Origin of the sequence: Pseudomonas sp. PSB18, assembly GCF_014596565.1 — a bacterium.
Classification (GTDB): Bacteria; Pseudomonadota; Gammaproteobacteria; order Pseudomonadales; family Pseudomonadaceae; genus Aquipseudomonas.
The window spans coordinates 567579-590550 of the sequence record NZ_NOIN01000002.1; the positions used below are offsets into that span (position 1 = coordinate 567579).

The following is a 22972-nucleotide window of genomic DNA, read 5'->3' on the forward strand; positions in this document are numbered from 1 at the left end:
CGCATTCAATGCCAATCCAACACGTATTCCCACCCCAATACCTCGCCTTGGCGATTGCCCTGGTGCTCGGTTGCGCCGACGTTTCAATGGCTCAACCAATGGTCGATGACGGTCCGGCCTCGCCCCCGGAAACGACCGCCCAGATGCAAGCCCGCCTCAAGACGTTCGCCAGCGCACCGCAGACAAAACACACCAAGGTCACCAAGACCCTCAACGGCCCCAAGGGGCTCGCGCTGGAAACGGGCAGCGACGACGATCTGGTGACGGTGAGCGGACGTGGCAAGCTCATGGGCCTTGTCGACGGCGGAGGCGGAATCAACGCCCTGCAGTTGGACACCGTGTCAGGCGGCAAGCTGGATGAGGTACGCAATTTCCAGGACCTGCATGTCAAGCGAGGGGAATGGTCAAACGTCCTGGGCTTCGATGGCCGAAGCCTGATTGAGCCGAAAGCCAAGCTGATCAACACTGGGCATCTCGGTGGCGAAGTGCACGTTCTGGGCGGCTTCGACAATCAGGGCACTGTCGCCAGAAGCGTATTCATAGCACCCAGCGCCCACATGACAAACTCGGGCATCGCTGGGGCTGTCGTTGTGGCAGAAACTGGAAGATTCAGCGGTAGCGGAGCGGTGGAGAGTCTCGACGTGGCGGGGCTGTTGGAGGTCGGTCCGGCAATGGGCGCGCCTTCCATTGCAAAGGACTTCAAGCTGTCGCAAGGCGCAGAGCTTGTCTATGGCGTCGATGCCCGTGGAAACAGCGCCACGATCACGGTCGGGGGCATCGCGACCCTGAACAACGCGGCGCTGACAATCAGTTCCGCACCGGGCGAGTATGTCGGCACACGCGATCATACCGTTATCAACGCATCCAAGGTCGAAGGCGAATTCGGACAGGTCACCAGCGACCTGGCATTCATGATAGCGACGCCCCACTACCTGGAGACGCAGGTCAATCTGACCTATGCACGCAACGATGTTCCGGTTGAGTCGCTAGCAGCTTCCAAAAACGGGCGCGAATTCGCAGTCCACATCGAAGAGCCACAGCCGGTTGAATCGGTTGCGTCGCCCGATGTGCAAGCGCCTACCATAGCCCCACCACCCAGGCCTGCCGAGCCAGCGAGAACTGTGGCCGTTGCGCAAACACCTACCGCTCCGGCGCCAGCCGCCCAACCCGCCGCAAAACCCAACGCCGCCATCAACGCCTTGCTGGGCACCAACATATTCACAGCTGCCGACGCTATCGACCAGCTCACGGGTTATGACACCGCGAACCTCGCCAACGCCACCCTGAGCAGCAGTGCTCCGATCAGCACCGGGATGCTCTCGGCCATGGGCCGAAGACATCCCGAAGATGCGCACGTCGACGGCCAGGTCTGGGTCCAGGCCATCGGCAACAGCGGGGTTGTCGGTAGGCAATGGGGAAGCGATGCCCTCAAACATTCGACAACGGGGCTCATGCTGGGGACCGATTGGGCGGTCAGCCCTGAATGGCGCCTGGGCATCATCGGCAGCAAGACCCAGACACGGCTGGACGGCCACCGCTTCGACGGCGGACTCGACAGTTGGTACCTGGGGGCATACGCCCTGCGCCAGGACGGCCCGCTGGCGCTGCGGCTGGGCGCCGTTTATGGCGACCATGACGGCAGTACCAAACGTCATGTGACCTTCAATGGTTTCAGTGATCGCCTCAAGGGTCGTTACGACGCCAATACGCAGCAAGTCTTTGGGCAGATGGGCTACCGCTTCGACCTCGCTCATGTCGAGGTCGAACCCTATGCCCACCTGGGCTATCAACGTTATCAACGTGACCGCTATCAGGAAAAAGGCGGGGACGCGGCGTTGAAGGTCCACAGCCAGACCCAGGACGCTTACAGCAGTAACCTCGGCCTGCGCCTCGCCCGACCTTTTGCCCTGGATCGCGGCATGCAGTGGACGCCTCGTCTGAATGTCGGCTGGAAACACCTCTACGGCGACGTCACCGGCCGTTCTCGCCAGGGCCTGGTAAGCGGCGGCAGTACCTATCGGGTGGAAGGCACCGAGCTGGACCGCGACAGCCTGCTCCTCGAAGCGGGACTGGACCTGGCGGTGTCACCCTGGCATACGCTGGGGCTGGGCTATAGCGGGGAAACGGGCAACGACAACCGTAGCCAGGCGTTGATGGGCCACTGGCGGATGATGTTCTGACCGATAAGGGAGCACACCCTGTGGGAGCGAGCCTGCTCGCGATAGCGGTGTAACAGCCGCCATCGATACTGGCTGACCTGACGCTATCGCGAGCAGGCTCGCTCCCACAGGGGTTCGGTGTGTGGGGCAGGCATTTGCACAAAAAAAAAGGGGAGCACATGCCCCCCCGAGGTTAAAGCGATGTATCGAGGCTGTTAGCTCAGCCTTCGATCTCGATCAGGATCTCGCCCGGATTGACCCGGTCGCCCTTGGCCACATGAATGGCGGTGACCTTGCCGGCGATGGCCGCCTGTACTTCGGTCTCCATTTTCATGGCCTCGGTGATCAGCACGGCTTGGCCGGCCTTCACCACGTCGCCTTCCTTGACCAGCACATCGACGATGTTGCCTGGCATGGTGGTGCTGACGTGGCCAGGTGCAGAGGCTTGCTTGCGCTTGCTGCTGCCGCCGCTGACGAATTCATTGAGCGGTTCGAATACCACTTCTTCCGGCATGCCATCGATGGACAGGTAGAAGTGACGCTTGCCTTCGGCCTTGACGCCGACGCCAGTGATGTCGACGCGGTAGGTTTCGCCGTGAACGTCGATGACGAACTCGGTCGGTACGCCTTCGCCGCCCGCCGAACTCACGCTGCCCGCCTCAGGGATCGGCAACAGCACTTCCGGAGTCAGGGTGCCGGCTTCACGCTCTTCAAGGAATTTGCGCCCGATATCCGGGAACATGGCATAGGTCAGCACGTCTTCTTCGGACTTGGCCAGTGCACCGATTTCGCCGCGCAGCTTGGTCATTTCCGGCTTGAGCAGATCGGCCGGACGCACGTCGATCACGTCCTCGCTACCGATAGCCTGGCGACGCAGCTTCTCGTTCACCTCGCCCGGCGCCTTGCCGTATCCGCCTTGCAGGTAGAGCTTCACTTCGTTGGTGATGGTCTTGTAGCGCTCGCCGGCCAGCACGTTGAAGAAGGCCTGGGTACCGACGATCTGCGAGGTCGGCGTAACCAATGGCGGGAAGCCGAGGTCTTCGCGTACTCGCGGGATTTCCGCCAGCACTTCGTTCATGCGGTTCAGCGCGCCCTGCTCTTTCAGCTGGTTGGCCAGGTTGGAAATCATCCCGCCGGGTACCTGGTTGACCTGGACACGGGTATCCACTGCGGTGAACTGGCTTTCGAACTGGTGATACTTCTTGCGTACTGCATAGAAGTACAGGCCGATTTCTTGCAGCAATTCCAGGTCCAGGCCGGTATCGAACTCGCTGCCCTTGAGGGCCGCGACCATCGATTCGGTGCCAGGGTGACTGGTGCCCCAGGCAAAGCTGGAGATGGCGGTGTCGATATGGTCGGCGCCGTTCTCGACAGCCTTGAGCTGGCACATCGCGGCCAGGCCGGCGGTGTCATGGGAGTGGATGAACACCGGCAACGATTGCTCGGCCTTCAAGGCTTTCACCAATTCACCAGTGGCGTACGGGGTCAGCAAACCGGCCATGTCCTTGATCGCCACCGAGTCGCAACCCATGGCTTCCATCTGTTTGGCCTGGGCCACGAAAGCGTCGATGGTGTGCACCGGACTGGTGGTGTAGGCGATGGTGCCCTGGGCATGTTTGCCGGCAGCCTTCACCGCCTCGATGGCGACGCGCAAGTTACGCACATCGTTCATCGCATCGAAGATACGGAACACATCGATGCCGTTGACCGCGGCCTTGGCCACGAACGCCTTGACCACGTCATCGCTGTAATGGCGATAGCCCAACAGGTTCTGGCCGCGCAGCAACATTTGCAGACGGGTATTGGGCAGCGCGGCGCGCAGTTGGCGCAGGCGCTCCCACGGGTCTTCTTTCAGGAAACGCACGCAGGCGTCGAACGTCGCGCCGCCCCAGACTTCCAGCGACCAATAGCCGACTTTGTCGAGCTTGTCGCAGATGGGCAGCATGTCTTCGGTGCGCATGCGGGTGGCGAGCAGCGATTGGTGGGCGTCGCGCAGGATTGTGTCGGTAACGTGGATCTTCTTGGACATGGTCATGATTCCTTACAGGCCTGCGTGGGCGGCAATGGCGGCGGCGATGGCCAGGGCCAGCTCTTCGGGTTTGCGCTTGATCGAATAGTTGGTCAGTTCAGGGTGGCTTTCGACGAAGCTGGTGTTGAACTGGCCGCTCCGGAATTCCGGGTTGCGCAGGATTTCCTGGTAGTACGCGGCAGTGGTCTTGACCCCCTGCAAGCGCATGTCATCCAGGGCGCGCAGGCCTCGGTCCATGGCTTCTTCCCAGGTCAACGCCCAGACCACCAGTTTCAGGCACATCGAGTCGTAGAACGGTGGAATGGTGTAGCCGGTATAGATCGCCGTATCGGTGCGCACGCCGGGGCCGCCAGGGGCGTAGTAGCGGGTGATCTTGCCGAAGCTGGGCAGGAAGTTGTTCTTCGGGTCCTCGGCGTTGATCCGGAACTGCAAGGCAAAGCCACGGTGCTGGATATCTTCCTGCTTGACCGACAGCGGCAGCCCGGACGCAATGCGGATCTGTTCGCGAACGATGTCGATACCGGTGATTTCCTCGGTGATGGTGTGTTCCACCTGCACCCGGGTGTTCATTTCCATGAAGTACACCTCGCCCTCGGCGAGCAGGAACTCCACGGTGCCGGCATTCTCGTAGCCCACGGCCTTGGCGGCGCGCACCGACAGGTCGCCGATGTAGGCGCGCTGCTCGGGCGTCAGTTGCGGGCTGGGGGCGATTTCGATCAGCTTCTGGTTGCGGCGCTGGATCGAGCAATCCCGTTCGAACAGATGCACCACGTTGCCGAAACTGTCACCCAGGATCTGCGCCTCGATGTGCTTGGGGTTGACGATGCATTTTTCCAGGAACACTTCCGCCGAACCGAATGCCTTGGTGGCTTCGGAAATGACCCTAGGGAAAGCCTGTTCCAGCTCTTCCCGGCTGTTGCAGCGTCGAATACCCCGACCGCCGCCGCCGGACGTGGCCTTGAGCATCACCGGGTAACCGATCCGGTCACCCTCGGCCAAGGCCTCTTCGATCCCTGACACGTTGCCTTCGGTGCCCGGCGTAACCGGCACACCGGCCTTGATCATGCTGCGGCGCGCTTCGGTCTTGTCGCCCATGCGGCGAATGACTTCCGCCGCAGGACCAATGAATTTGATTCCGCGTTCGGCGCAGATGTCCGCCAATTCGGCATTTTCCGAGAGGAAACCATAACCGGGATGCAGGGCATCGCAGCCGGTCTCCACGGCGAGGTTCACCAGTTTGCGCGGGTTGAGGTAGCCGGCCAGCGGGTCAGCGCCGATGCTGTGGGCCTCGTCCGCGCGCTTGACATGCAGGGCATGGCGATCAGCGTCGGAATAGACCGCGACCGAGCGAATGCCCATCTCGGCGCAAGCGCGCACGATGCGGACGGCAATCTCACCACGGTTGGCGATCAGGATCTTTTTTATCAATTGGAGGTTCCCTTGAGCCGGTGATACCACGGCCTGAGGTTCAGGCCGACGCGTGACCAGATGTAACAATCGGTCGCAGCACCACACTAGTCCCGGCCGTTGATTAACAAAAATGAATATTTATTGGGTCAGGCATAAGGGAAGACTTATAGTTGATCTACCCGTGGTGAACCAGAGTGGCTAGAAAATGCGTAAGTCATTGATGCGTATGACATTGCGTCAATTGCAGATTTTCAACGAGGTGTGCGACCTGAGGTCCTACAGCCGCGCAGCCGATGAAATGTCTCTCACTCAGCCGGCCGTCAGCCTACAGATTCGATCCCTGGAAGAGCTGATTGGGCAACCGCTGTTTGAGTACGTTGGCAAAAAGCTCTACATGACCGAAGCCGCCGAAGCCCTGCAACGCGCCAGCCGGGACATCTTCGGACGCCTGGAAAACCTCGACATGCAACTCTCGGACATGCAGGGTTCGCTGCAAGGTCAGCTGAAGCTGGCGGTGGAGTCCAGCGCCAAATATTTCGTGCCGCACCTGTTTGCCGCGTTCAAGCGCCAGCACCCGGAGGTCAACTTGAGCCTTACGGTGGTCAATCGCGGGCAAGTCATCCGTCGCCTCTCGGACAACCGGGACGACCTGGTGATCATGTCCATGGTGCCTCAGGACATGGGGCTGGAGTTCCTGCCGTTCCTCAACAATCCGATCGTGGCCGTGGCGCCGCCGGATCATCCGTTGTGTCACATGGGCCCGCTGCGCTTGCAGGATCTGGAGCCCTATACGTTGCTGCTGCGCGAGCCGGGATCAGGCACGCGACTGGCCTGCGAGGAATACTTCAAGGAGAAACGGGTGCATTTCACCCAGACGCTGGAGGTGGCGTCAGCGGAAGCCCAACGCGAATGCGTGGTGGCGGGCCTGGGCGTGGCGTTGTTGACGCGCCACGCCGTGAGTCGGGAGCTGTCGTCCGGCGCGCTCATCGAGTTGCCGGTCGAGGAACTGCCGCTGTACCGCAGTTGGTGCCTGGTACAAGCCAGGGCGAAACGACTGTCACCGGTGGCCCACGCCTTCCTGGCATTTGTGCGTGGCGAGCGCGCTCAGATCATTGGCCTGGTTGAGCGTTTCGACGGGAAGCCGCCGGCGTTGCCTGCCAGTAATTGAATTCTGTGACGTCGGGATATTCGCTGATTTCCGCCAGGAGCTGGCGCTGCTCATAACGGTCTTCGATCGCGCGACGAAACGCCATGCGGCGCTGGTCTTCCTGTTGACGGCGGGTTTTGACGGCGCTGCGTTCTTCGTAGGACTGGGTCATGTCGAGACTCCCAAGACGTATACGGGAGTTTCACGATGACAATACGGGATGACGATTTGGCGGCGCGCGGGTTACAGAACGATGAATGTTGCTATGAGTGGCCTCTTGCAGCTTCTAATCATCCAACGCCTTCACTGACTTGGGCGACAGCCGCAGGCTGCGAAGGCTGCGCTTGACGCTCTTGAGGTGGTTGACCAGGCTTGGCCCGCGGGCCATGGCAACGCCCATCGCCAGCACATCGATCACCACCAGGTGAGCGATGCGCGAGGTCAGCGGCGTGTAGATCTCGGTGTCTTCGTGCACGTCGATGGCCAGGTTTACCGTCGAGAGTTCGGCCAATGGCGTCTGGCTCGGACACAGGGTAATCAGCGAGGCGCCGCTCTCGCGAACCAGGTTGGCGGTGATCAACAGATCCTTGGAGCGCCCCGACTGGGAAATGCAGATCGCCACATCGGTGGGCTTCAGGGTGACCGCCGACATGGCCTGCATGTGCGGATCGGAATAGGCGGCCGCCGTGAGCAACAGCCGAAAGAACTTGTGCTGCGCATCCGCCGCCACCGCGCCCGACGCGCCAAAGCCGTAGAACTCGACACGCTGGGCCTGGGACATGGCCGTGACCGCTTTCTGCAGTGCCACCGGGTCGAGCTTCTCGCGAACCTCCATGAGCGTGTGCAGGGTGGTGTCGAAGATCTTCAGGCTGTAGTCGGCGACCGAATCGTCTTCATGGATCGCAAACTGGCCGAAACTCGCACCGGCCGCCAGGCTCTGCGCCAGCTTGAGTTTCAGGTCCTGGAAACCGGAGCAACCGATGGCGCGACAGAAGCGCACGATGGTCGGTTCGCTGATGCCGACACTGTGGGCAAGATCGGCCATGGAACTGTGCATCACGGCCGCAGGATCAAGCAGTACGTGATCGGCGACTTTCAGTTCCGATTTGCGCAGCAGGTGGCGTGACTGGGCGATGTGTTGCAACAGGTTCAAGGGGATGGACTCTTGTTATTGGCAGTGGCCGGGATGTAGCAAGTTTGTAGTTATACTACAGGAATTGCCTTTTTGCCCGCCCAATACGTAACTCGATATCCCGATTTCATGCCGCATGCACGCCATGTAGCAGTCAGGCGCTATAAACCGTCTTCATTGGCCCGCAGCAAGGCAGCCAGGCCCTCGGCCTCGACAGGACGGCTGATGAGGTAGCCCTGGACTTCGTCGCAACGCTCGGCCTTCAGGAATTCGAGCTGTCCCGGCCGCTCGACACCTTCGGCCACCACCTTGAGCGATAGACCGTGAGCCATGGCGATGATCGCCCGGGTGATGGCCGCGTCCTCGCCACCCTCCTCCAGCCCACGGATGAACGCCTGGTCGATCTTCACGTAATCCACCGGGATACGCTTGAGGTAACTCAGGGACGAATAGCCGGTGCCAAAGTCGTCGATCGCCAGCTTGACCCCAAGGTCGCGCAACTGTTGGAAGGTGGCGATGATGTGTTCAACGCTGTCGAGCAACTGGCTCTCGGTCAACTCCAACTCCAGGTATTCGGGAGCCAGGCCGGTTTCTTCCAGCACTTGGCGCACGAGGCTGACGACCTTGCCCTGGCGCAACTGATGCACAGACAGATTCACGGACACCCGGATCGGTGCAAGCCCCTGGCGCTGCCATTCACATGCCTGCCAACAGGCCTGGCGCAATACGAACTCGCCAATGGGTCCGATCAATCCGGTCTCCTCGGCGAGGCCGATGAAATGCCCCGGCGGCACCCTGCCCATGGCCGGATGGTCCCAGCGTACCAGTGCTTCCGCCGCCTTCAGACGACCGCTCGCCAGGCACAACTTGGGCTGGTAGAAGACCTTCAACTGCTGCTCTTCAAGAGCCTTGCGCAATTGATTCTCCAGTTGCAGGCGCTCCAGCGTACTGGCCTGGAGGCTGTCGGTGTAGAACTGGAAGTTGTTGCCACCCAAGTGCTTGGCATGTTGCATGGCCATGTTCGCCTGACTGACCAGGGTGGCAACATCCCGCGCGTTGTCGGGCAGCAGACTGATCCCGATGGAGGCGCTGACCACCAGCTCGTGTCCTTCGATGGTCTGTGGCAAGCGCAACTTGGCGGACAAGCGCGTTGCCATGCGCGCCAGGCTTGAGAGATTGCCATAGGCATCGAACAGCACCGCGAACTCATCGCCGGACAACCGGGCGATGGTATTGGCTTCCGGCAGCGCATTGATCAGGCGCCGGGCCATCTTCTGCAACAACTGGTCGGCGATGTCGTGGCCGAGGCTGTCGTTGAGCAGCTTGAAGCGGTCCAGATCGATGTGCAGCAAGGCCAGGCTGCGACGCCCGCCTTGGCGCACCCGCTGCTGCGCTTCCTGCAGGCGCTCGCGGAACAACGAGCGATTCGCCAGTCCGGTCAACTCGTCGTAATGGGTGAGATAGCGCATCCGCTCTTCGGATTCGCGCCTGGCCGACAGATCGGCGAAAAAGCCAACGATATGACTGACGCTTCCCCGGGAATCCCGGACAATGCTCAGTTGCAGCCACTGGGGATACAACTCGCCATTGGCCCGCGCTTCCACCAGTTCACCCTGCCAGGTGCCCTGCAGCTTGAGTGCCTGGCGAATCACCGGATAGTGACGGCGCGCATCGCGGCTGCACGGCAGGTCGACGACGTTACGCCCCAGCATGTCCTCGACATTGAAACCGGTAATCCGGGTGAACGCCTGGTTGGCGGCGAGCAGCGCATAGTGGGGGTCGAAGATCACGATGCCTTCGCTGGCGGCCTCGAACACCGTGGCCGCCAGTTGCCGCTGTTGTTCCAGCTCTTTACTGACGCTGATGTTTCTTCGGGTGCCGACCATGCGCAGCACCCGACCGCTGACGCTGCGCTCCACGGCCCGGCCACGGTCTTCAATCCAGACCCAATGGCCATCACCGTGACGGATGCGGTATTCGATCTGATAATCCTCGCTACGGCCCTTGAGGTGTTCGACCAGGGCTCGCTTGAGCGCCGGCAGGTCTTGGGGGTGCAGGCGTGGCGTGAGGTGGCTGAGCATCGCCGTGATGTATTCCGGCTCCAGGCCCAGCAGTTCCTTGAGCTGGGTGTGATGGACCTCATCGGTCTGCAGGTTCCAGTCCCACAGGCCCAGCTCACTGGCCTTGAGGGCCAGAGCCAGACGCGCCTCGCTCTTGCTCAAGGCCTGACTGGCTACCTGCAGTTCGAGGCTGCGCTGGGCGACCCGCACCTCGAGGCCCACCTGGGCCGCACGCAGTTGTTCCTCGGCGAGACGACGTTGCTCGACCTCCCGGGCCAGGGCCTCGTTAAGCTGGGCGCCGCGGATTTGCGTCTGTTGCAGATGCTCGATCAGCGCCTGATTCTGGAACCGACGCAGCATGCCCCGCTGCATCAATCGATTGACCTGCCAGGCCACCACGCTCAGAGACACCAGCACCACCAGACCGAGCCAGCCCCATCCGCGCTGCTGTTCGTCACCGCCCCAGAAGAGGTAACCGATGGCTGGCAACAGGCAGGGCAAGGTGAAGGATAGAAATGCCGGAAGGCTCACGGCATAGGCGACACTGGCCGACAGGGTGGCTGCGCCGATCAGGCCGAACACCCAGGCCTGTTGCTGGAAGCTGTCGGCCGGAACCAGCGCGATGCCGGCCCCGGCCAGCGTCAGGCCAGTCATCGCCGACCCGAGCAGGAACATACGCAACCAGATCGGGTGCGCCTGACGGCTGGGAATCGCCGAATCGAAGGCCGCGACCTGTATCACCCGTAGGGCCACCAGCGACAACAGCCAGATCAGCCATACACTGACCAGGAAATAGTGCGACGGCCCCCACAACAGGGCGGCGCAGACCAGGCCGTTGACCAGCATGAATAACGTGGGCAGCAGCGAGCCCTGGTACAGCAACCGTGTACGCTCTACAGCCATCTCCGTGGCGTACTGCTTGCAGATGACCCGCGGTTCCACAGAGGGGCCCGCCAGATCGGAATTGAGGGTCATAGGCACTGTTCTTGTTCTTAGGGGCACGGAGAACCCGAAACGAGCACCGAGCATACACAAGCCAGAGGCCATCCCACACTGCTCCCGCTCACAAAAATGTCTAAAAATGTCGCTATTTCATTGGACGACAGCCCCTTCAAGCGTGTTTTGCCGCCGCTTGCACCCGTGACTGACCGGTCATCCCAATCGGTCTTTTATCGGCTGAGGTAAAGCTTGGTTTGCCCGGGGTGCCGCCGCACCCTAGAATGCGCCGATGCGCGATGATCTCTCTCTTCTGCTGAACTCCCTCAACGATGCCCAACGCCAGGCCGTAGCGGCCTCCGTGGGTCGACAGTTGGTCCTGGCCGGTGCCGGTTCCGGTAAAACCCGGGTGCTGGTGCACCGTATCGCCTGGTTGATCCAGGTCGAGAACGCCTCGCCCCATTCGATCCTGTCGGTGACCTTCACCAACAAGGCCGCTGCCGAGATGCGCCACCGCATCGAACAGCTGATGGGCATCAACCCGGCCGGCATGTGGGTCGGTACGTTCCACGGCCTGGCGCACCGCCTGTTGCGGGCCCATTGGCAGGAAGCCGGCCTGAGCCAGACCTTCCAGATCCTGGACAGCGACGACCAGCAACGACTGGTCAAGCGGGTGATCCGCGAGCTGGGGCTGGACGAGCAGCGCTGGCCAGCCCGCCAGGCCCAATGGTTCATCAACGGCCAGAAAGACGAAGGCCTGCGCCCACAGCACATCCAGGCCAGTGGCGACCTGTTCCTGGCGACCATGCGCAGCATCTACGAAGCCTACGAGGCCGCGTGCCAGCGCGCCGGGGTCATCGACTTTTCCGAACTGCTGCTGCGGGCACTCGACCTTTGGCGTGATCATCCAGGGCTGCTGGCGCACTATCAGAAGCGCTTCCGACATGTGTTGGTGGACGAGTTCCAGGACACCAACGCCGTGCAATACGCCTGGTTGCGCCTGCTGGCCAAAGGCGGCGACAGCCTGATGGTGGTGGGTGACGACGATCAGTCGATCTACGGCTGGCGCGGCGCCAAAATCGAGAACATTCATCAGTACTCGGCGGATTTTCCTGACGCTGAAGTTATCCGCCTGGAACAGAATTACCGTTCCACGGCGGGTATCCTCAAGGCTGCCAACGCCCTGATCGCCAACAACACCGGGCGTCTGGGCAAGGAGTTGTGGACCGACGGCGGCGAAGGCGAAGCCATCAACCTCTATGCCGCCTTCAACGAACACGATGAAGCCCGCTATGTGGTGGAAACCATTGAGAGCGCGCTGAAAACCGGCCTGGCCCGCAGTGACATCGCCATCCTGTATCGCTCCAACGCCCAGTCGCGGGTATTGGAAGAAGCGTTGTTGCGCGAGCGGATCCCTTACCGCATCTACGGCGGCCAGCGCTTTTTCGAACGCGCCGAAATCAAGAACGCCATGGCGTACCTGCGCCTGCTCGAAGGCCGCGGCAACGACGCAGCCCTGGAGCGAGTGATCAACGTACCGACGCGGGGCATTGGCGAGAAGACCGTCGAAGCGATCCGCGATCATGCACGCCACAGCCATGTGTCCATGTGGGAATCCATGCGCCTGCTGGTCGACAACAAAGGCGTGACCGGTCGTGCCGCCGGCGCACTGAAGGCCTTTATGGACCTCATCGAGGACCTGGCCGCCAAATGTGCAGAAATGCCACTGCACTTGATGACCCAGACCGTCATCGAGCAGTCCGGCCTGATTGCTTATCACGAAGCGGAAAAAGGCGAGAAAGGCCAGGCCCGGGTAGAAAACCTCGAGGAACTGGTCAGCGCCGCCCGTAACTTCGAGAACACCGAAGAAGACGCGGACCTGTCGCCCCTGGCGGCCTTCCTCGGCCACGCCTCCCTGGAGGCCGGCGACACCCAGGCCGAGGAGCATGAAGACAGCATCCAGTTGATGACCCTGCACAGCGCCAAGGGCCTGGAATTCCCCTATGTGTTCCTGGTGGGCATGGAAGAAGGCCTGTTCCCTCACAAAATGAGTCTGGAAGAGCCGGGACGCTTGGAAGAGGAACGCCGCCTGGCCTATGTCGGCATTACCCGGGCGATGCAAAACCTGGTGCTGACCTACGCCGAGACCCGACGCTTGTATGGCAGTGAGACCTACAACAAGGTGTCGCGCTTCGTGCGTGAAGTGCCGAAAGGTCTGATTCAGGAAGTGCGCCTGTCCAACAGTGTCAGCCGTCCGTTCGGTGGCAGCCAACAGCACGGCACCAGCAGCCTGTTCGGCGGCAGCGACATCCCGGAGACCGGCTTCAGCCTCGGCCAGGCCGTGCGGCACTCGGTGTTCGGCGATGGCGTGATCCTCAATTTCGAAGGCGCCGGCGCCCAGGCCCGGGTGCAGGTGAACTTCAGCGAAGGCAGTAAATGGCTGATGCTGGGGTACGCCAAGCTCGAGGCAATCTAGAAGGTTTCTCGACACTTCATGTGGGAGCGAGCCTGCTCGCGATGGCATAGTGTCAGTCAACCCCAAGGTTGTCTGATTCACCGCTATCGCGAGCAGGCTCGTTCCCACAGTGACCTTTCGGCATCTGGCTGCTTTCCGATAGAACTTGTCCATCTTTCCTACAGCCCAAAGCGAACAGGCCCTCTTGCGCTTCTGAAGCTGAACCTAAGCTGTCACGCAAAAGCCCGAAACACTCTGCCGCTAGCCAGCAACAGTTCACCTGTGCAACATGGCGCGCGTGCTACTCACAAATGGGAATGCCTTTATATGAAACGTTTTCTGAGCATCGCCATGGCGTTGTGCATCGGCCTGACGATGGCCATCGACGCCAATGCCGCCAAGCGCTTTGGCGGTGGTAAAAGTGCGGGCGCGGCCCCGACTCACCAGACCAGCCAGATGGCACCGTCCTCCGCAGCCGGTCCAACTGCCGCCACCGCGGGCGCGGCCGGTGCCGCGGGCGCAGCCACCAAGGCCGGCGGTGCTTCGCGCTGGCTCGGCCCCCTGGCCGGCATCGCCGCCGGTGGCCTGCTGGCCTCCATGTTCATGGGCGGCGGCTTCCAGGGCATGCAGATCTTCGACATCCTGATCCTGGCGGTCATCGCCTTCCTGGTGTTCCGCTTCATTGCCGCCCGTCGTCGCAAGCAGCAGGAGCAGTACGCTCCGGCCGGTCATGCGCCGATGCAGCGTGAAACGTTCAACCAGCAGCCTGCCGGTGGCTCGATCTTCGGCGGTTCGGCACCCGTGGCCGCCCGCCCGGTCATCAACGCTCCTGCCTGGTTCAACGAACGGAACTTCGTCGAGGCCGCGCGCACCCACTTCCACTCCCTGCAGCAACATTGGGACGCGAACGAAATGGACAAGATCGCCGAGTTCGTCACCCCGCAACTGCTGGAGTTCCTCAAGCGCGAGCGTGCCGACCTGGGTGATGGCTACCAGTCCACCTACATCGACAATCTTCAGGTGCAACTGGACGGTGTCGATGATCGCGCCGACAAGACCATCGCCACCCTGACCTTTAGCGGTGTGTCGAAGGACTCTCGCTTCGATCAGGGCGAAGCATTCAGCGAAAGCTGGAACATGGAACGTGCCCAAGGCGAAAACCAGCCTTGGCTGGTGGCAGGTATTCGCCAGAACAGTTGAACCTTTGCTCGTTTCGCCTGTTGAAATAAGAGAACCCCGGCTCAAGCCGGGGTTTTCTATTTCGCGGTTGCATCTATGGCGCGCTACTGTATAAACCGCCTCATGTAAAACCGCGCCATCGAGAAAGAGGACACCCGGACGTGGAAGAAATCATCGAACAATTGCGTGAAGCCAACGAACCGGTACCGGTTCCACTGGAATTGCCCGACGAAGACTTGCTGGTAGAGATCGAAGAGCAGCTGTTCATCGATATCCCATTCGTCTTCAGGGAGTTTTTGCTGACCGTCAGTGATGTCATCTATGGCAGCCTGGAGCCAGTCACCGTTACAGACCCCAACTCCCATACCTACCTGCCGGAAGTGGCCGCCACTGCCTGGGATGCAGGTGTCGACCGCAGCCTGATTCCGATCTGCCAGGACGGCGACGATTATTATTGCGTCGAGGAAGACGGAACCGTGGTGCTCTGGCAAGCCGAAGAAGAACTGATTGCCGAAGAAACCTGGGAGTCCGTCTGGCACTGGGCGCGGGACGTCTGGCTGGAAAGCTGATCAGCGATCAAGACCCGGACGACTCCTTGTGGTTGTCCAGGGTTTCCATCAAGGCCACCTGCATCCTTGTATGCAGGCGGACAAACCAGCGCCAGAGCAATGCCGCCACGGCAGTCGCCACCACGGCAATCAACACCAGCAGCTTGTTGGTCGGCAGGATACTGGCCGACAAGGCTGCCAACAGCAGGAAAATCACCAGCAGCGAGAGGATGGGGATCACTTCGGCGATCACCCGCCGCACCCGCTGGGTATGACGACCGGCCATCTCGGCCTTCACACCCATCTCCGCCAACAGCATCGACAGCGCCTTGAGCTTGCGATAGGCCGCGATCAGGAAGGGCAGCGACAACAACAGCGCCCCGCCCCAAATCAACGCTTTCTGCCAGCTCGGGTCGCTGATCCAGTCTTGCAGGTAGAGCGACATCCGCTCGGCGAAATACCCGCCCGACACGAAAATCGCGATGACCAGTGCCAGGTTGATGCCCACCTGCAACAGGATCCGCCTGATCATCGAAGCAACCAGCGCCCCTTCGCCGCGAGGCTGGATGCTGCGCAGCCATTCACCGTACATGCCCAGCACCCGTGTCAGCCGTCGCGGCATCACCGTCGCCAGCTTGAGGGACAACGGATCGGCGGCACGGATCAGGTACGGTGTCAGCAACGTGGTCAGCACCGAGACGGCAACCGCCACCGGGTAGAGGAAGTCACTGGTGACCTGCAGCGTCATCCCCAACGAGGCGATGATGAAGGAGAACTCGCCAATCTGTGAAAGCCCCATCCCGACCCGCAGTGAGGTACGTCCATCGTTGCCGGCGATAAAGGCGCCAAGGCCGCAGGACAACATCTTGCCCAGCACCACGGCCGCCGTGATCACCGCAATCGGCCAGGCGTATTGCAGCAAGATGGTCGGGTCGAGCATCAGGCCTATGGCCACGAAAAAGATCGCACTGAACAGATCACGCACCGGCTCTACCAGCCGCTCGATTTTCAGCAACTGCCGGGACTCGGCCAAGATCGCCCCGATCAGGAACGCCCCGAGCACCATGCTGTATTCCAGCTTCACCACCAGCAGGCAGAAGCCGAAACACAGGCCCAGCACGGTGATCAGCAGCATCTCGTTACTGTCGAATTTCGCCACGTAGGCCAGCAGTCTCGGCACCAGCAGGATGCCGACGACCAGCGCAACGATCATGAACAAAGACAGCTTGCCGACGGTGGAGAATACTTCGCCGGAACTCACCGTCCCGCTGACAGCGATGCTCGATAACAAGGCGATGATGCCGATGCCCAGGATGTCTTCGACGATGAGTACGCCGAAAATCAGCTGCGCGAAGCGTTCGTTCTTCATCTTCAAGTCGTTGAGCGCCTTGACGATGATCGTGGTCGAGGAAATGGCCAGGATCGCGCCCAGGAACAGTGAGTCCATGGTATTCCAGTCGAACCAGCGACCGATTTCATAACCGATCCAGATCATCAGCACGATTTCGAGGAAGGCCGCGATAAACGCCGTGGCGCCGACTTTGAACAGCTTGCGCAGGCTGAACTCCAGGCCCAGGCAGAACATGAGGAAGATCACACCCAGCTCGGCGAGGGTCTTGATGGTGTCTTCGTCATGGATGAAACCGAACGGCGGCGTATGGGGGCCGATGAGGAAACCGGCAACGATGTAGCCCAGCACCACCGGTTGCTTGAAGCGATGGAAGAGCACGGTCACCAACCCCGCCGCCATCATGATGATTGCCAGGTCTTGAATGAAATTGATGGCATGCATCGGGTCGGGCTCCTGATCAAAATGACTCATCGACAGGCTGGATAAGTCCGCTTCCTTTGTAGGAAATGCCCTTGCGGCGGGCTTTTGCAGGTTAACACCGCGACTTCCGACAAAAAGACGGTGCAATATATGGAAACAGATCCATCGGCGCGTGACGGCAACCACAGGCGCAACGTCCCGATATCGATGGTTTTGATAAACCTGATGGCCTATGGGCCAGCGACCAGCGCCCGCAGAGGTGCACTCCCTGAATTGCTGCCTTGAACCGTGAGTACGTTATGGAACCCGGAAACGCCCAACTGTCGATGACGGTGTTGATGACCCCCGATATGGCCAACTTCTCTGGCAATGTCCATGGCGGCACCTTGCTCAAATACCTCGACGAAGTCGCCTATGCCTGTGCCAGCCGTTATGCGGGACGTTACGTGGTGACCTTGTCAGTGGACCAGGTGATCTTTCGCGAGCCGATTCATGTCGGCGAATTGGTGACCTTCCTGGCGTCGGTGAACTACACCGGCAACACATCGATGGAAGTGGGCATCAAGGTCGTGACCGAAAACATTCGCGAACGCTCGGTGCGCCACACCAACAGCTGCTTCTTCACCATGGTGGCGGTGGATGACCAGCGTAAACCCGCGGCAGTCCCGCCCTTGCAACCGCAGAACAGCGAAGAAAAACGTCGCTACGAGCAAGCACAGCAACGTCGGCAGATCCGTCAGGAGCTGGAGAAGCGTTACCAGGAGATCAAGGCGGACGGGCCTTAACCATTAGCCTGTGGGACCGAGTTGCGCCCTTCGCGAGCAGGCTCGCTCCCACGGTATCTGAACCTACTCGGTCAACGGTGGGAGCGAGCCTGCTCGCGAAGGAGCCAGCATTGATCAAAGGCTGATCGGCACCGCCTCGAACCGGACCCGCGGATGGGCGATCCGGTCCTGGGCGCGGACCAGCTCCAGCTCATAGCTGGCGCAAGCCTGGGTTTCCAGCAACACTTCATGCACTGCCGCAGCGGTGAACTCGAAGGCTGCCACCAGGGTGTCTCCCAACAGGATCCGCGCGAGGAACAGCCCCGACGTCAGGTCACCCACGCCCACCGGCTGGCGAGGAAAAGCCAGTAGAGGACGGCTCAGGTGCCAACTGCCATCGGCGGTCACCAGCAGCATCTCGAAACGGTCCTCGGGCTTGCCGGGGTAGGCCAGGTGCTTGACCAGGACAGCCCTCGGCCCACGAGCCATGAGTGCGCGCGCCATGGCGAGGCAGTCGAACAGCGACTGCGCCTTGCGCCCCGAGAAGCTGTCCAGCTCCAGTTGATTCGGGCACATGAGGTCAGCCACGGCCGCCGCTTCATCCAACAGGAACTCACTGACCTCGGGCGCCACGATACAACCCTTCTCCGGGTGTCCCATGACCGGATCGCACAGGTACAGCGCCTTGGGGTTAGCGGCCTTGATCCGAGCCACACCCGCCAGAATCGCCCGCCCCTGAGCGGCACTGCCCAGATAACCGGACAGCACCCCGTCGCAATTGCCCAACTCACCAATCGCGGCGATGCCCTCGACCAATGCCGGTATCTGCTGCGGCGCAAGCACTTCGCCGGCCCATTGGCCGTACTGGGTGTGATTGGAGAACTGCACGGTATTGAGCGGCCAGACATTCACGCCGACACGCTGCATGGGAAATACCGCAGCGCTGTTGCCCGCGTGACCGAATACCACGTGGGACTGGATGGCAAGCAGATGAGGCGTCCGTTTCATGGCGGGAGGTTTTCCGTAAAACGATTGAAATTCAAGCCGCGCAGTATGCGACTAAACGCAGCCTGTACGACAGACCGGCGACACAGTTAAGCTGATAGCAACTTGTGGGAGCACTTCGTTCATGCTGACTCTTGGAAACATTTTCGTGCTGATGCTGCTGGCCACCGGCGGCGCCTGGTTGTGGCACAATCATGGCTTGCGCGAACGGGCCCTGGCGAGGGTCGTGCAGCATTGCACCAACCTCAAGATCGAGCTGTTGGACGGCAACGTAGCGCTGAAGAAGATCGGCTTCGTGAAGGATGGCAGCGGGCGGCGCAGGCTGGCCCGTGTCTACAATTTCGAATTCACCGTCACCGGCGAGTCCCGTCATGCCGGCACCATTACCCAGTTTGGTGCCCACAGCGCGCAGATCGAACTCGCGCCGTATCCGATGCCTTTCGAAGAAACACCCGAAGCACCGATTGAGCCGATCCAGACCAGACCTCGGGCCGAGGTCATCGAGTTGAGCCAGTGGCGCCAGGAACACAACAAGTGGAAGCCTTGAAACAGCTCTGACTCAGAAGCGCCGACAGTTCGCCAGGCCGGCTTGCAACGCTTCAACGTCTTGCGGCTGGCCGAAAATCAGTTCGAGCCGTGAATCCTGGCGCCATTCGCTGGCTTGCCAAGTCAGCACCCCCCCATCCAATGCATTGGCTGACACCCAGCCGTCGTGACTGTGGATAACCAGCTTCGCCCGTTTCCAGTTCCCGCCTCGCAGCCATCCCGTCACGGCCGCAGTGTCGAAACGTTGACTTGGATGCCAACGCCAACCGATGCTCCAACCCTCTTCTCGCTCCTGATACAGGCAGATCGGCAACGTTGGATCACTCCAGATCGCCGGCATCTGACCCACATCCCTGGGCAGGTTCGAGTTATCCACAGCCCCACTCCCCCGCACACCCCACCCCGGCAGCCTGCCGAGGGGCAATGCGGCCTGTTGCGTCCAGTGCTGCGCAAGGGGCGGTAGCTGGGCGGCGATGCGGGCGCGGTCGGTTTCACTGAGGCCTTCGGACTTGTTCAGCACCAGCAGCCCGGCATCGGCCAGCGCTTGCTGCTGCGCCTCGGGCAAAGGTTTGCCTTGGGCCAGCGCCTGGGCATCCAGGACCATCACGCAGGGCTGGACCGCCAGCACGCCGAGCCACGGCGGCTGTTGGAGCTGCAGCAGCAGTTGCGCAGGATGGCCCAGGCCGGAGGGCTCGATAAACAGCCGGTCCGGTCGTGCCTTGCGCAGCAGACGGCCGAGGCCGATCTGAAACGGCGCGCCGTTGACGCAGCACAAGCAGCCCCCGGCCACCTCCCCCAGTGCGATACCATCGGCCGCCTGAGTCAGCAATGCGGCATCCAGGCCGATCTGGCCGAACTCATTGATCAGCACTGCCCAGCGCTCATCGGCCGGGCGCTGGGCCAGCAGATGCCTGATCAGGCTGGTCTTGCCGGCGCCCAAGGAACCGGCAATGACATGGGTGGGGATGTTCTGCAACATAATCGGCGACTTTTGATGGAGGTAGACGATGCGGATAATCGCTTGGTGTTTGTTGGCGCTGATGTCGAACCAGGCACTGGCCCAGGCTTGCGTGGTTCACAGTCAAGCGGAGCGGCTCGATGTGAAAGTCTGCCAGCAGAACCGCAATATCCCGCCCAAACTGTTCGCTGACGGCTTCTGCCAACCGAACCTTGCCGGACAGAAAGTCGAGGTGCAATACGTCGACCAGTGTCCCGGCGGCGCCTTTGGCATCTGCAGCAACGCCCAAGTCGCCAATATGCCTTACCGCCAGGATATTCACTATTACGGCGTCGCCACCGATACCGCTTATCTCAAGCCGTTTTGTGAAGGGAAAAGCCAGGGTACCTGGCTCAAGCCTTAGGCCAGCCAGTCCAGCGTGAGGATCAAGCGGCGTTCTCCCGGGGCCGGCTCCGGCGAGCGATGAATCAGGCCGAAGCCTTCATTGCCCAGCCACTTTTCACCTTTTAGCAACGCCACTTCGCCACCGCACAGCTGCTGGATCACTTGCCGATCACGGGGCTCGGCGTCAGGTTGAGCCAGCCGCCGGCGATCCATGGCTCCCTCCTCGAGCCATTCGCTGCCAGCTCCGGCATACGTTGTGATCAGCCGCACCGGCACATGATCGACGTGAAAGCGTGGGCACATGGCCTTGTCCAACGTCCGCAGGCGCAGGCCGACCCGCTTGGCGCCCAGCAGGCAGGCAAACGCGCTGACCAGCCAGGCGACATCGGCAACGAAGCCTTCGTAGCCGTGCAGGTCGCTGAAACCGGTGGCAAGCCCCTTCAGCTCAGGTTGAGTGTCCTCTTCAGGCATATCGAGTACCAGGGACTCAGCCAGCGGTTGATCCATCGAAAGCACCAACGCCGCAAAATCACTGATATGCGCCGGAAGCTGACGCTGCCAGACCGCCAGGTTGGTGTCGTCCTCCAGGATCTGCGTCAGGGTCCGCGGGGTATCGCCCTGAACCTGCCGAACCTGGCGTCGCTGCTTCAGCGTAGGCGCCAGCATCAGGCCGCAACCTCGTCATGCCAGGAGCCGAATGGGTCTGGCAGCAAGCGCCAACCCTCCATACCCAGGGCCATTTCCGCATCCGTGAGGAGACATCCGTCCAGCGCTTCAGCGAGCTGATCGAAGTCGATGTTCTGCCCGATGAAAACCAATTCCTGGCGGCAATCCCCAGTGCCAGGCAGCCAGTTTTTCATGATCGCTGCGGTGCTTTCCGCGTCCTGGGGCCATTGGTTCTTGGGTACGAACCGCCACCAGCGCCCGGCAAAACCATGCCGCATCAGCCCGCCTGCCTGGGACCAACTACCCGCCTCTTCGGGTTTGCTGGCCAGCCAGAAGAAGCCTTTGGAGCGCAGCAGCTTGCCGTTGATCCAGGGGCGCTGGATCAGGTCGAAGAAGCGCTGGGGATGGAAAGGCCCGCGCGCCCGATAGACTGTCGAAGCAATGCCATATTCCTCGGTTTCCGGTGGATGCTCTCCACGCAATTCCTGCAGCCAGCCGGGCGCTTGGGCCGCACGCTCGAAGTCAAAGCGACCGGTGTCGAGGATTTCCCCCAGGGGCACCTGCCCCATGACCATGGGCATAATTTTCGCGTGAGCGTTGAGACGCTTGAGGATGGCCACCAACTCTTCCCGTTCGTGGCGGCTGATCAGGTCGATCTTGCTGATCAGAATCACGTCGGCAAACTCGATCTGTTCAATCAGCAGATCCGTGATCGAACGCTCATCTTCCTCGCCCAGTGTTTCACCTCGGGATGCCAGGTTCTCGGCGGCCTGGAAGTCCGGCAGGAAGTTCACGCCGTCGACCACCGTCACCATGGTATCGAGTCGAGCGACATCGGCCAGGCTCCGGCCCTCTTCATCGCAGAATGTGAAAGTTTCAGCCACCGGCAAAGGTTCGGAAATGCCAGTGGACTCGATCAACAGGTAATCGAAGCGCCCCTCCCTGGCGAGTTGCCCGACCTCTTCCAGCAGATCCTCACGCAGGGTGCAGCAGATGCAACCGTTGCTCATCTCCACCAGCTTTTCCTCGGCTCGATTCAGGCTGACATCGCGCTGGACTTCGCTGCCATCGATATTGATCTCGCTCATATCGTTAACGATCACCGCGACACGTAGGTTGTCACGGTTTCGTAGGACGTAATTGAGCAGCGTGCTCTTACCGGCACCAAGAAACCCGGAGAGCACAGTTACAGGAAGACGATTGGGCATCAGGTATATCCTCATCGGGCGGCCGGTGTTGAAGGTGTGTGATGCGGCGCGTGTTGTCAGGCTGTCGCCTCGGTCAGCGCGGCTTATTTTATGTTATAGTATAACGATAAATATTCGCTAGCCCGAGATTTCAACTCTTTGAGAGATATTGATGCGCATTCTTTTGAAATTCGTATTCGCGGGCCTGCTGTTGTCTGGCGCCGTGGAGGCGTCTGCCCAGGTCTCGTTACTGGCAAATTGCACACGCAGCGCGAACTTATTGGCCTGTTCCGATGAGCAAGGGAATGCCTACAGCGTTATGACGGCCGGAAGCACGGTTTATCTGCGCGGTTTTGAGGTGAAGGGCAGCCGGCATTGGGCGCAAACGACCAGCCGTTATGGTCAGTTGACGTTCTTCACGGGCTTGGCCTCCGATGGTGAAGCCTGGGTCGGCTATAGCCGACGCGTCGGTTGGACCACGCTAAATCGCTTCTCCAGTTCGGGCGGTAGCGCTGGTAAGTTTATTTGCGGGCGCGTGAATGGTTGCCAAGAGTCAGGCTGATGTTTCACGTGGAACGGTGAGAGGGGCAGCATGAAACCCTGTTCATGAAAAAGATCTGGTCGAATTTATTGTTA

At 60.9% G+C, this 22972-nt stretch carries 19 protein-coding genes; 9 read left to right on the forward strand and 10 right to left on the reverse strand.

Annotated elements, in window-relative coordinates; all coding sequences use genetic code 11:
• Window positions 1–8: 8 nt before the first annotated feature.
• The gene (locus tag CGA22_RS06660) at window positions 9–2180 is read left to right on the forward strand and encodes an autotransporter domain-containing protein (protein WP_041024536.1); all 2172 of its coding nucleotides are present in this window, start codon (window positions 9–11) and stop codon (window positions 2178–2180) included.
• A gap of 199 nt (window positions 2181–2379) precedes the next feature.
• On the opposite strand, the gene oadA is transcribed toward CGA22_RS06660, so the two are convergent.
• Both oadA and CGA22_RS06670 read right to left on the reverse strand, forming a co-directional pair.
• A complete protein-coding gene (oadA, locus tag CGA22_RS06665; protein ID WP_041023439.1) occupies window positions 2380–4188 on the reverse strand; it encodes a sodium-extruding oxaloacetate decarboxylase subunit alpha in 1809 nt (602 codons plus the stop codon).
• Between the two features lie 12 nt (window positions 4189–4200).
• On the reverse strand, window positions 4201–5616 hold the full coding sequence (locus tag CGA22_RS06670; protein ID WP_024777837.1) for an acetyl-CoA carboxylase biotin carboxylase subunit: 1416 nt from the start codon (window positions 5614–5616) through the stop codon (window positions 4201–4203).
• Between the two features lie 187 nt (window positions 5617–5803).
• On the opposite strand from CGA22_RS06670, the gene CGA22_RS06675 reads away from it, so the two are divergent.
• Window positions 5804–6766, forward strand: coding sequence for a LysR family transcriptional regulator (locus CGA22_RS06675; RefSeq protein WP_041023440.1), 963 nt, complete (start codon window positions 5804–5806; stop codon window positions 6764–6766).
• On the opposite strand, the gene CGA22_RS06680 is transcribed toward CGA22_RS06675, so the two are convergent.
• The 3 genes from CGA22_RS06680 to CGA22_RS06690 form a co-directional block, all read right to left on the reverse strand.
• Window positions 6708–6917, reverse strand: a complete 210-nt coding sequence (locus tag CGA22_RS06680; protein ID WP_024777835.1) for a PA3496 family putative envelope integrity protein — start codon at window positions 6915–6917, stop codon at window positions 6708–6710. The genes CGA22_RS06675 and CGA22_RS06680 overlap by 59 nt on opposite strands.
• 114 nt (window positions 6918–7031) lie before the next feature.
• A complete protein-coding gene (hexR, locus tag CGA22_RS06685) occupies window positions 7032–7898 on the reverse strand; it encodes a transcriptional regulator HexR (RefSeq protein ID WP_003187110.1) in 867 nt (288 codons plus the stop codon).
• Between the two features lie 140 nt (window positions 7899–8038).
• Window positions 8039–10912: a putative bifunctional diguanylate cyclase/phosphodiesterase gene (locus CGA22_RS06690; RefSeq protein ID WP_188258521.1), complete on the reverse strand. Its 2874-nt coding sequence runs from the start codon at window positions 10910–10912 to the stop codon at window positions 8039–8041.
• A 253-nt stretch (window positions 10913–11165) separates the two neighbouring features.
• Here CGA22_RS06690 and uvrD point away from each other — a divergent pair, with 253 nt between their 5' ends.
• The 3 genes from uvrD (at window position 11166) to CGA22_RS06705 (ending at window position 15076) form a co-directional block, all read left to right on the forward strand.
• Complete coding sequence (gene uvrD / locus CGA22_RS06695) at window positions 11166–13349, forward strand: DNA helicase II (protein WP_041023441.1); 2184 nt, start codon at window positions 11166–11168, stop codon at window positions 13347–13349.
• A gap of 306 nt (window positions 13350–13655) precedes the next feature.
• A complete protein-coding gene (locus tag CGA22_RS06700; protein WP_041023442.1) occupies window positions 13656–14528 on the forward strand; it encodes a Tim44 domain-containing protein in 873 nt (290 codons plus the stop codon).
• A gap of 140 nt (window positions 14529–14668) precedes the next feature.
• Window positions 14669–15076 carry an SMI1/KNR4 family protein gene (locus CGA22_RS06705; RefSeq protein ID WP_041023443.1) on the forward strand — a complete coding sequence of 136 codons (408 nt, stop codon included), beginning with the start codon at window positions 14669–14671 and terminating at the stop codon, window positions 15074–15076.
• A 7-nt stretch (window positions 15077–15083) separates the two neighbouring features.
• Here CGA22_RS06705 and CGA22_RS06710 read toward each other — a convergent pair whose 3' ends face one another.
• On the reverse strand, window positions 15084–16847 hold the full coding sequence (locus CGA22_RS06710; protein ID WP_188258522.1) for a cation:proton antiporter: 1764 nt from the start codon (window positions 16845–16847) through the stop codon (window positions 15084–15086).
• A gap of 278 nt (window positions 16848–17125) precedes the next feature.
• On the opposite strand from CGA22_RS06710, the gene CGA22_RS06715 reads away from it, so the two are divergent.
• A complete protein-coding gene (locus CGA22_RS06715; protein WP_041023987.1) occupies window positions 17126–17611 on the forward strand; it encodes an acyl-CoA thioesterase in 486 nt (161 codons plus the stop codon).
• Between the two features lie 114 nt (window positions 17612–17725).
• On the opposite strand, the gene pdxY is transcribed toward CGA22_RS06715, so the two are convergent.
• Window positions 17726–18598 (reverse strand): pyridoxal kinase PdxY, encoded by an 873-nt coding sequence (gene pdxY, locus CGA22_RS06720; RefSeq protein ID WP_041023988.1) that lies wholly within the window; start codon window positions 18596–18598, stop codon window positions 17726–17728.
• Window positions 18599–18719: 121 nt separating this feature from the next.
• Here pdxY and CGA22_RS06725 point away from each other — a divergent pair, with 121 nt between their 5' ends.
• Window positions 18720–19142: a DUF3301 domain-containing protein gene (locus tag CGA22_RS06725; protein ID WP_041023989.1), complete on the forward strand. Its 423-nt coding sequence runs from the start codon at window positions 18720–18722 to the stop codon at window positions 19140–19142.
• Between the two features lie 12 nt (window positions 19143–19154).
• Here the strand turns inward: CGA22_RS06725 and CGA22_RS06730 are convergent, their stop codons facing one another.
• Window positions 19155–20120 carry a CobW family GTP-binding protein gene (locus tag CGA22_RS06730; RefSeq protein WP_041023990.1) on the reverse strand — a complete coding sequence of 322 codons (966 nt, stop codon included), beginning with the start codon at window positions 20118–20120 and terminating at the stop codon, window positions 19155–19157.
• 28 nt (window positions 20121–20148) lie between these two features.
• Between CGA22_RS06730 and CGA22_RS06735 the strand changes: the two genes are divergently transcribed.
• Window positions 20149–20502, forward strand: a complete 354-nt coding sequence (locus CGA22_RS06735) for a hypothetical protein (RefSeq protein ID WP_041023991.1) — start codon at window positions 20149–20151, stop codon at window positions 20500–20502.
• On the opposite strand, the gene CGA22_RS06740 is transcribed toward CGA22_RS06735, so the two are convergent.
• Both CGA22_RS06740 and zigA read right to left on the reverse strand, forming a co-directional pair.
• Window positions 20499–21149, reverse strand: a complete 651-nt coding sequence (locus CGA22_RS06740; RefSeq protein ID WP_041023992.1) for a DUF1826 domain-containing protein — start codon at window positions 21147–21149, stop codon at window positions 20499–20501. The genes CGA22_RS06735 and CGA22_RS06740 overlap by 4 nt on opposite strands.
• The gene (gene zigA / locus CGA22_RS06745; protein ID WP_041023993.1) at window positions 21149–22357 is read right to left on the reverse strand and encodes a zinc metallochaperone GTPase ZigA; all 1209 of its coding nucleotides are present in this window, start codon (window positions 22355–22357) and stop codon (window positions 21149–21151) included. The genes CGA22_RS06740 and zigA overlap by 1 nt, the downstream gene beginning before the upstream one ends.
• 151 nt (window positions 22358–22508) lie before the next feature.
• On the opposite strand from zigA, the gene CGA22_RS06750 reads away from it, so the two are divergent.
• Entirely contained in the window at window positions 22509–22898 is a 390-nt protein-coding gene (locus tag CGA22_RS06750; protein WP_041023994.1) for a hypothetical protein, read from the forward strand.
• The last annotated feature ends 74 nt before the right edge of the window (window positions 22899–22972 follow it).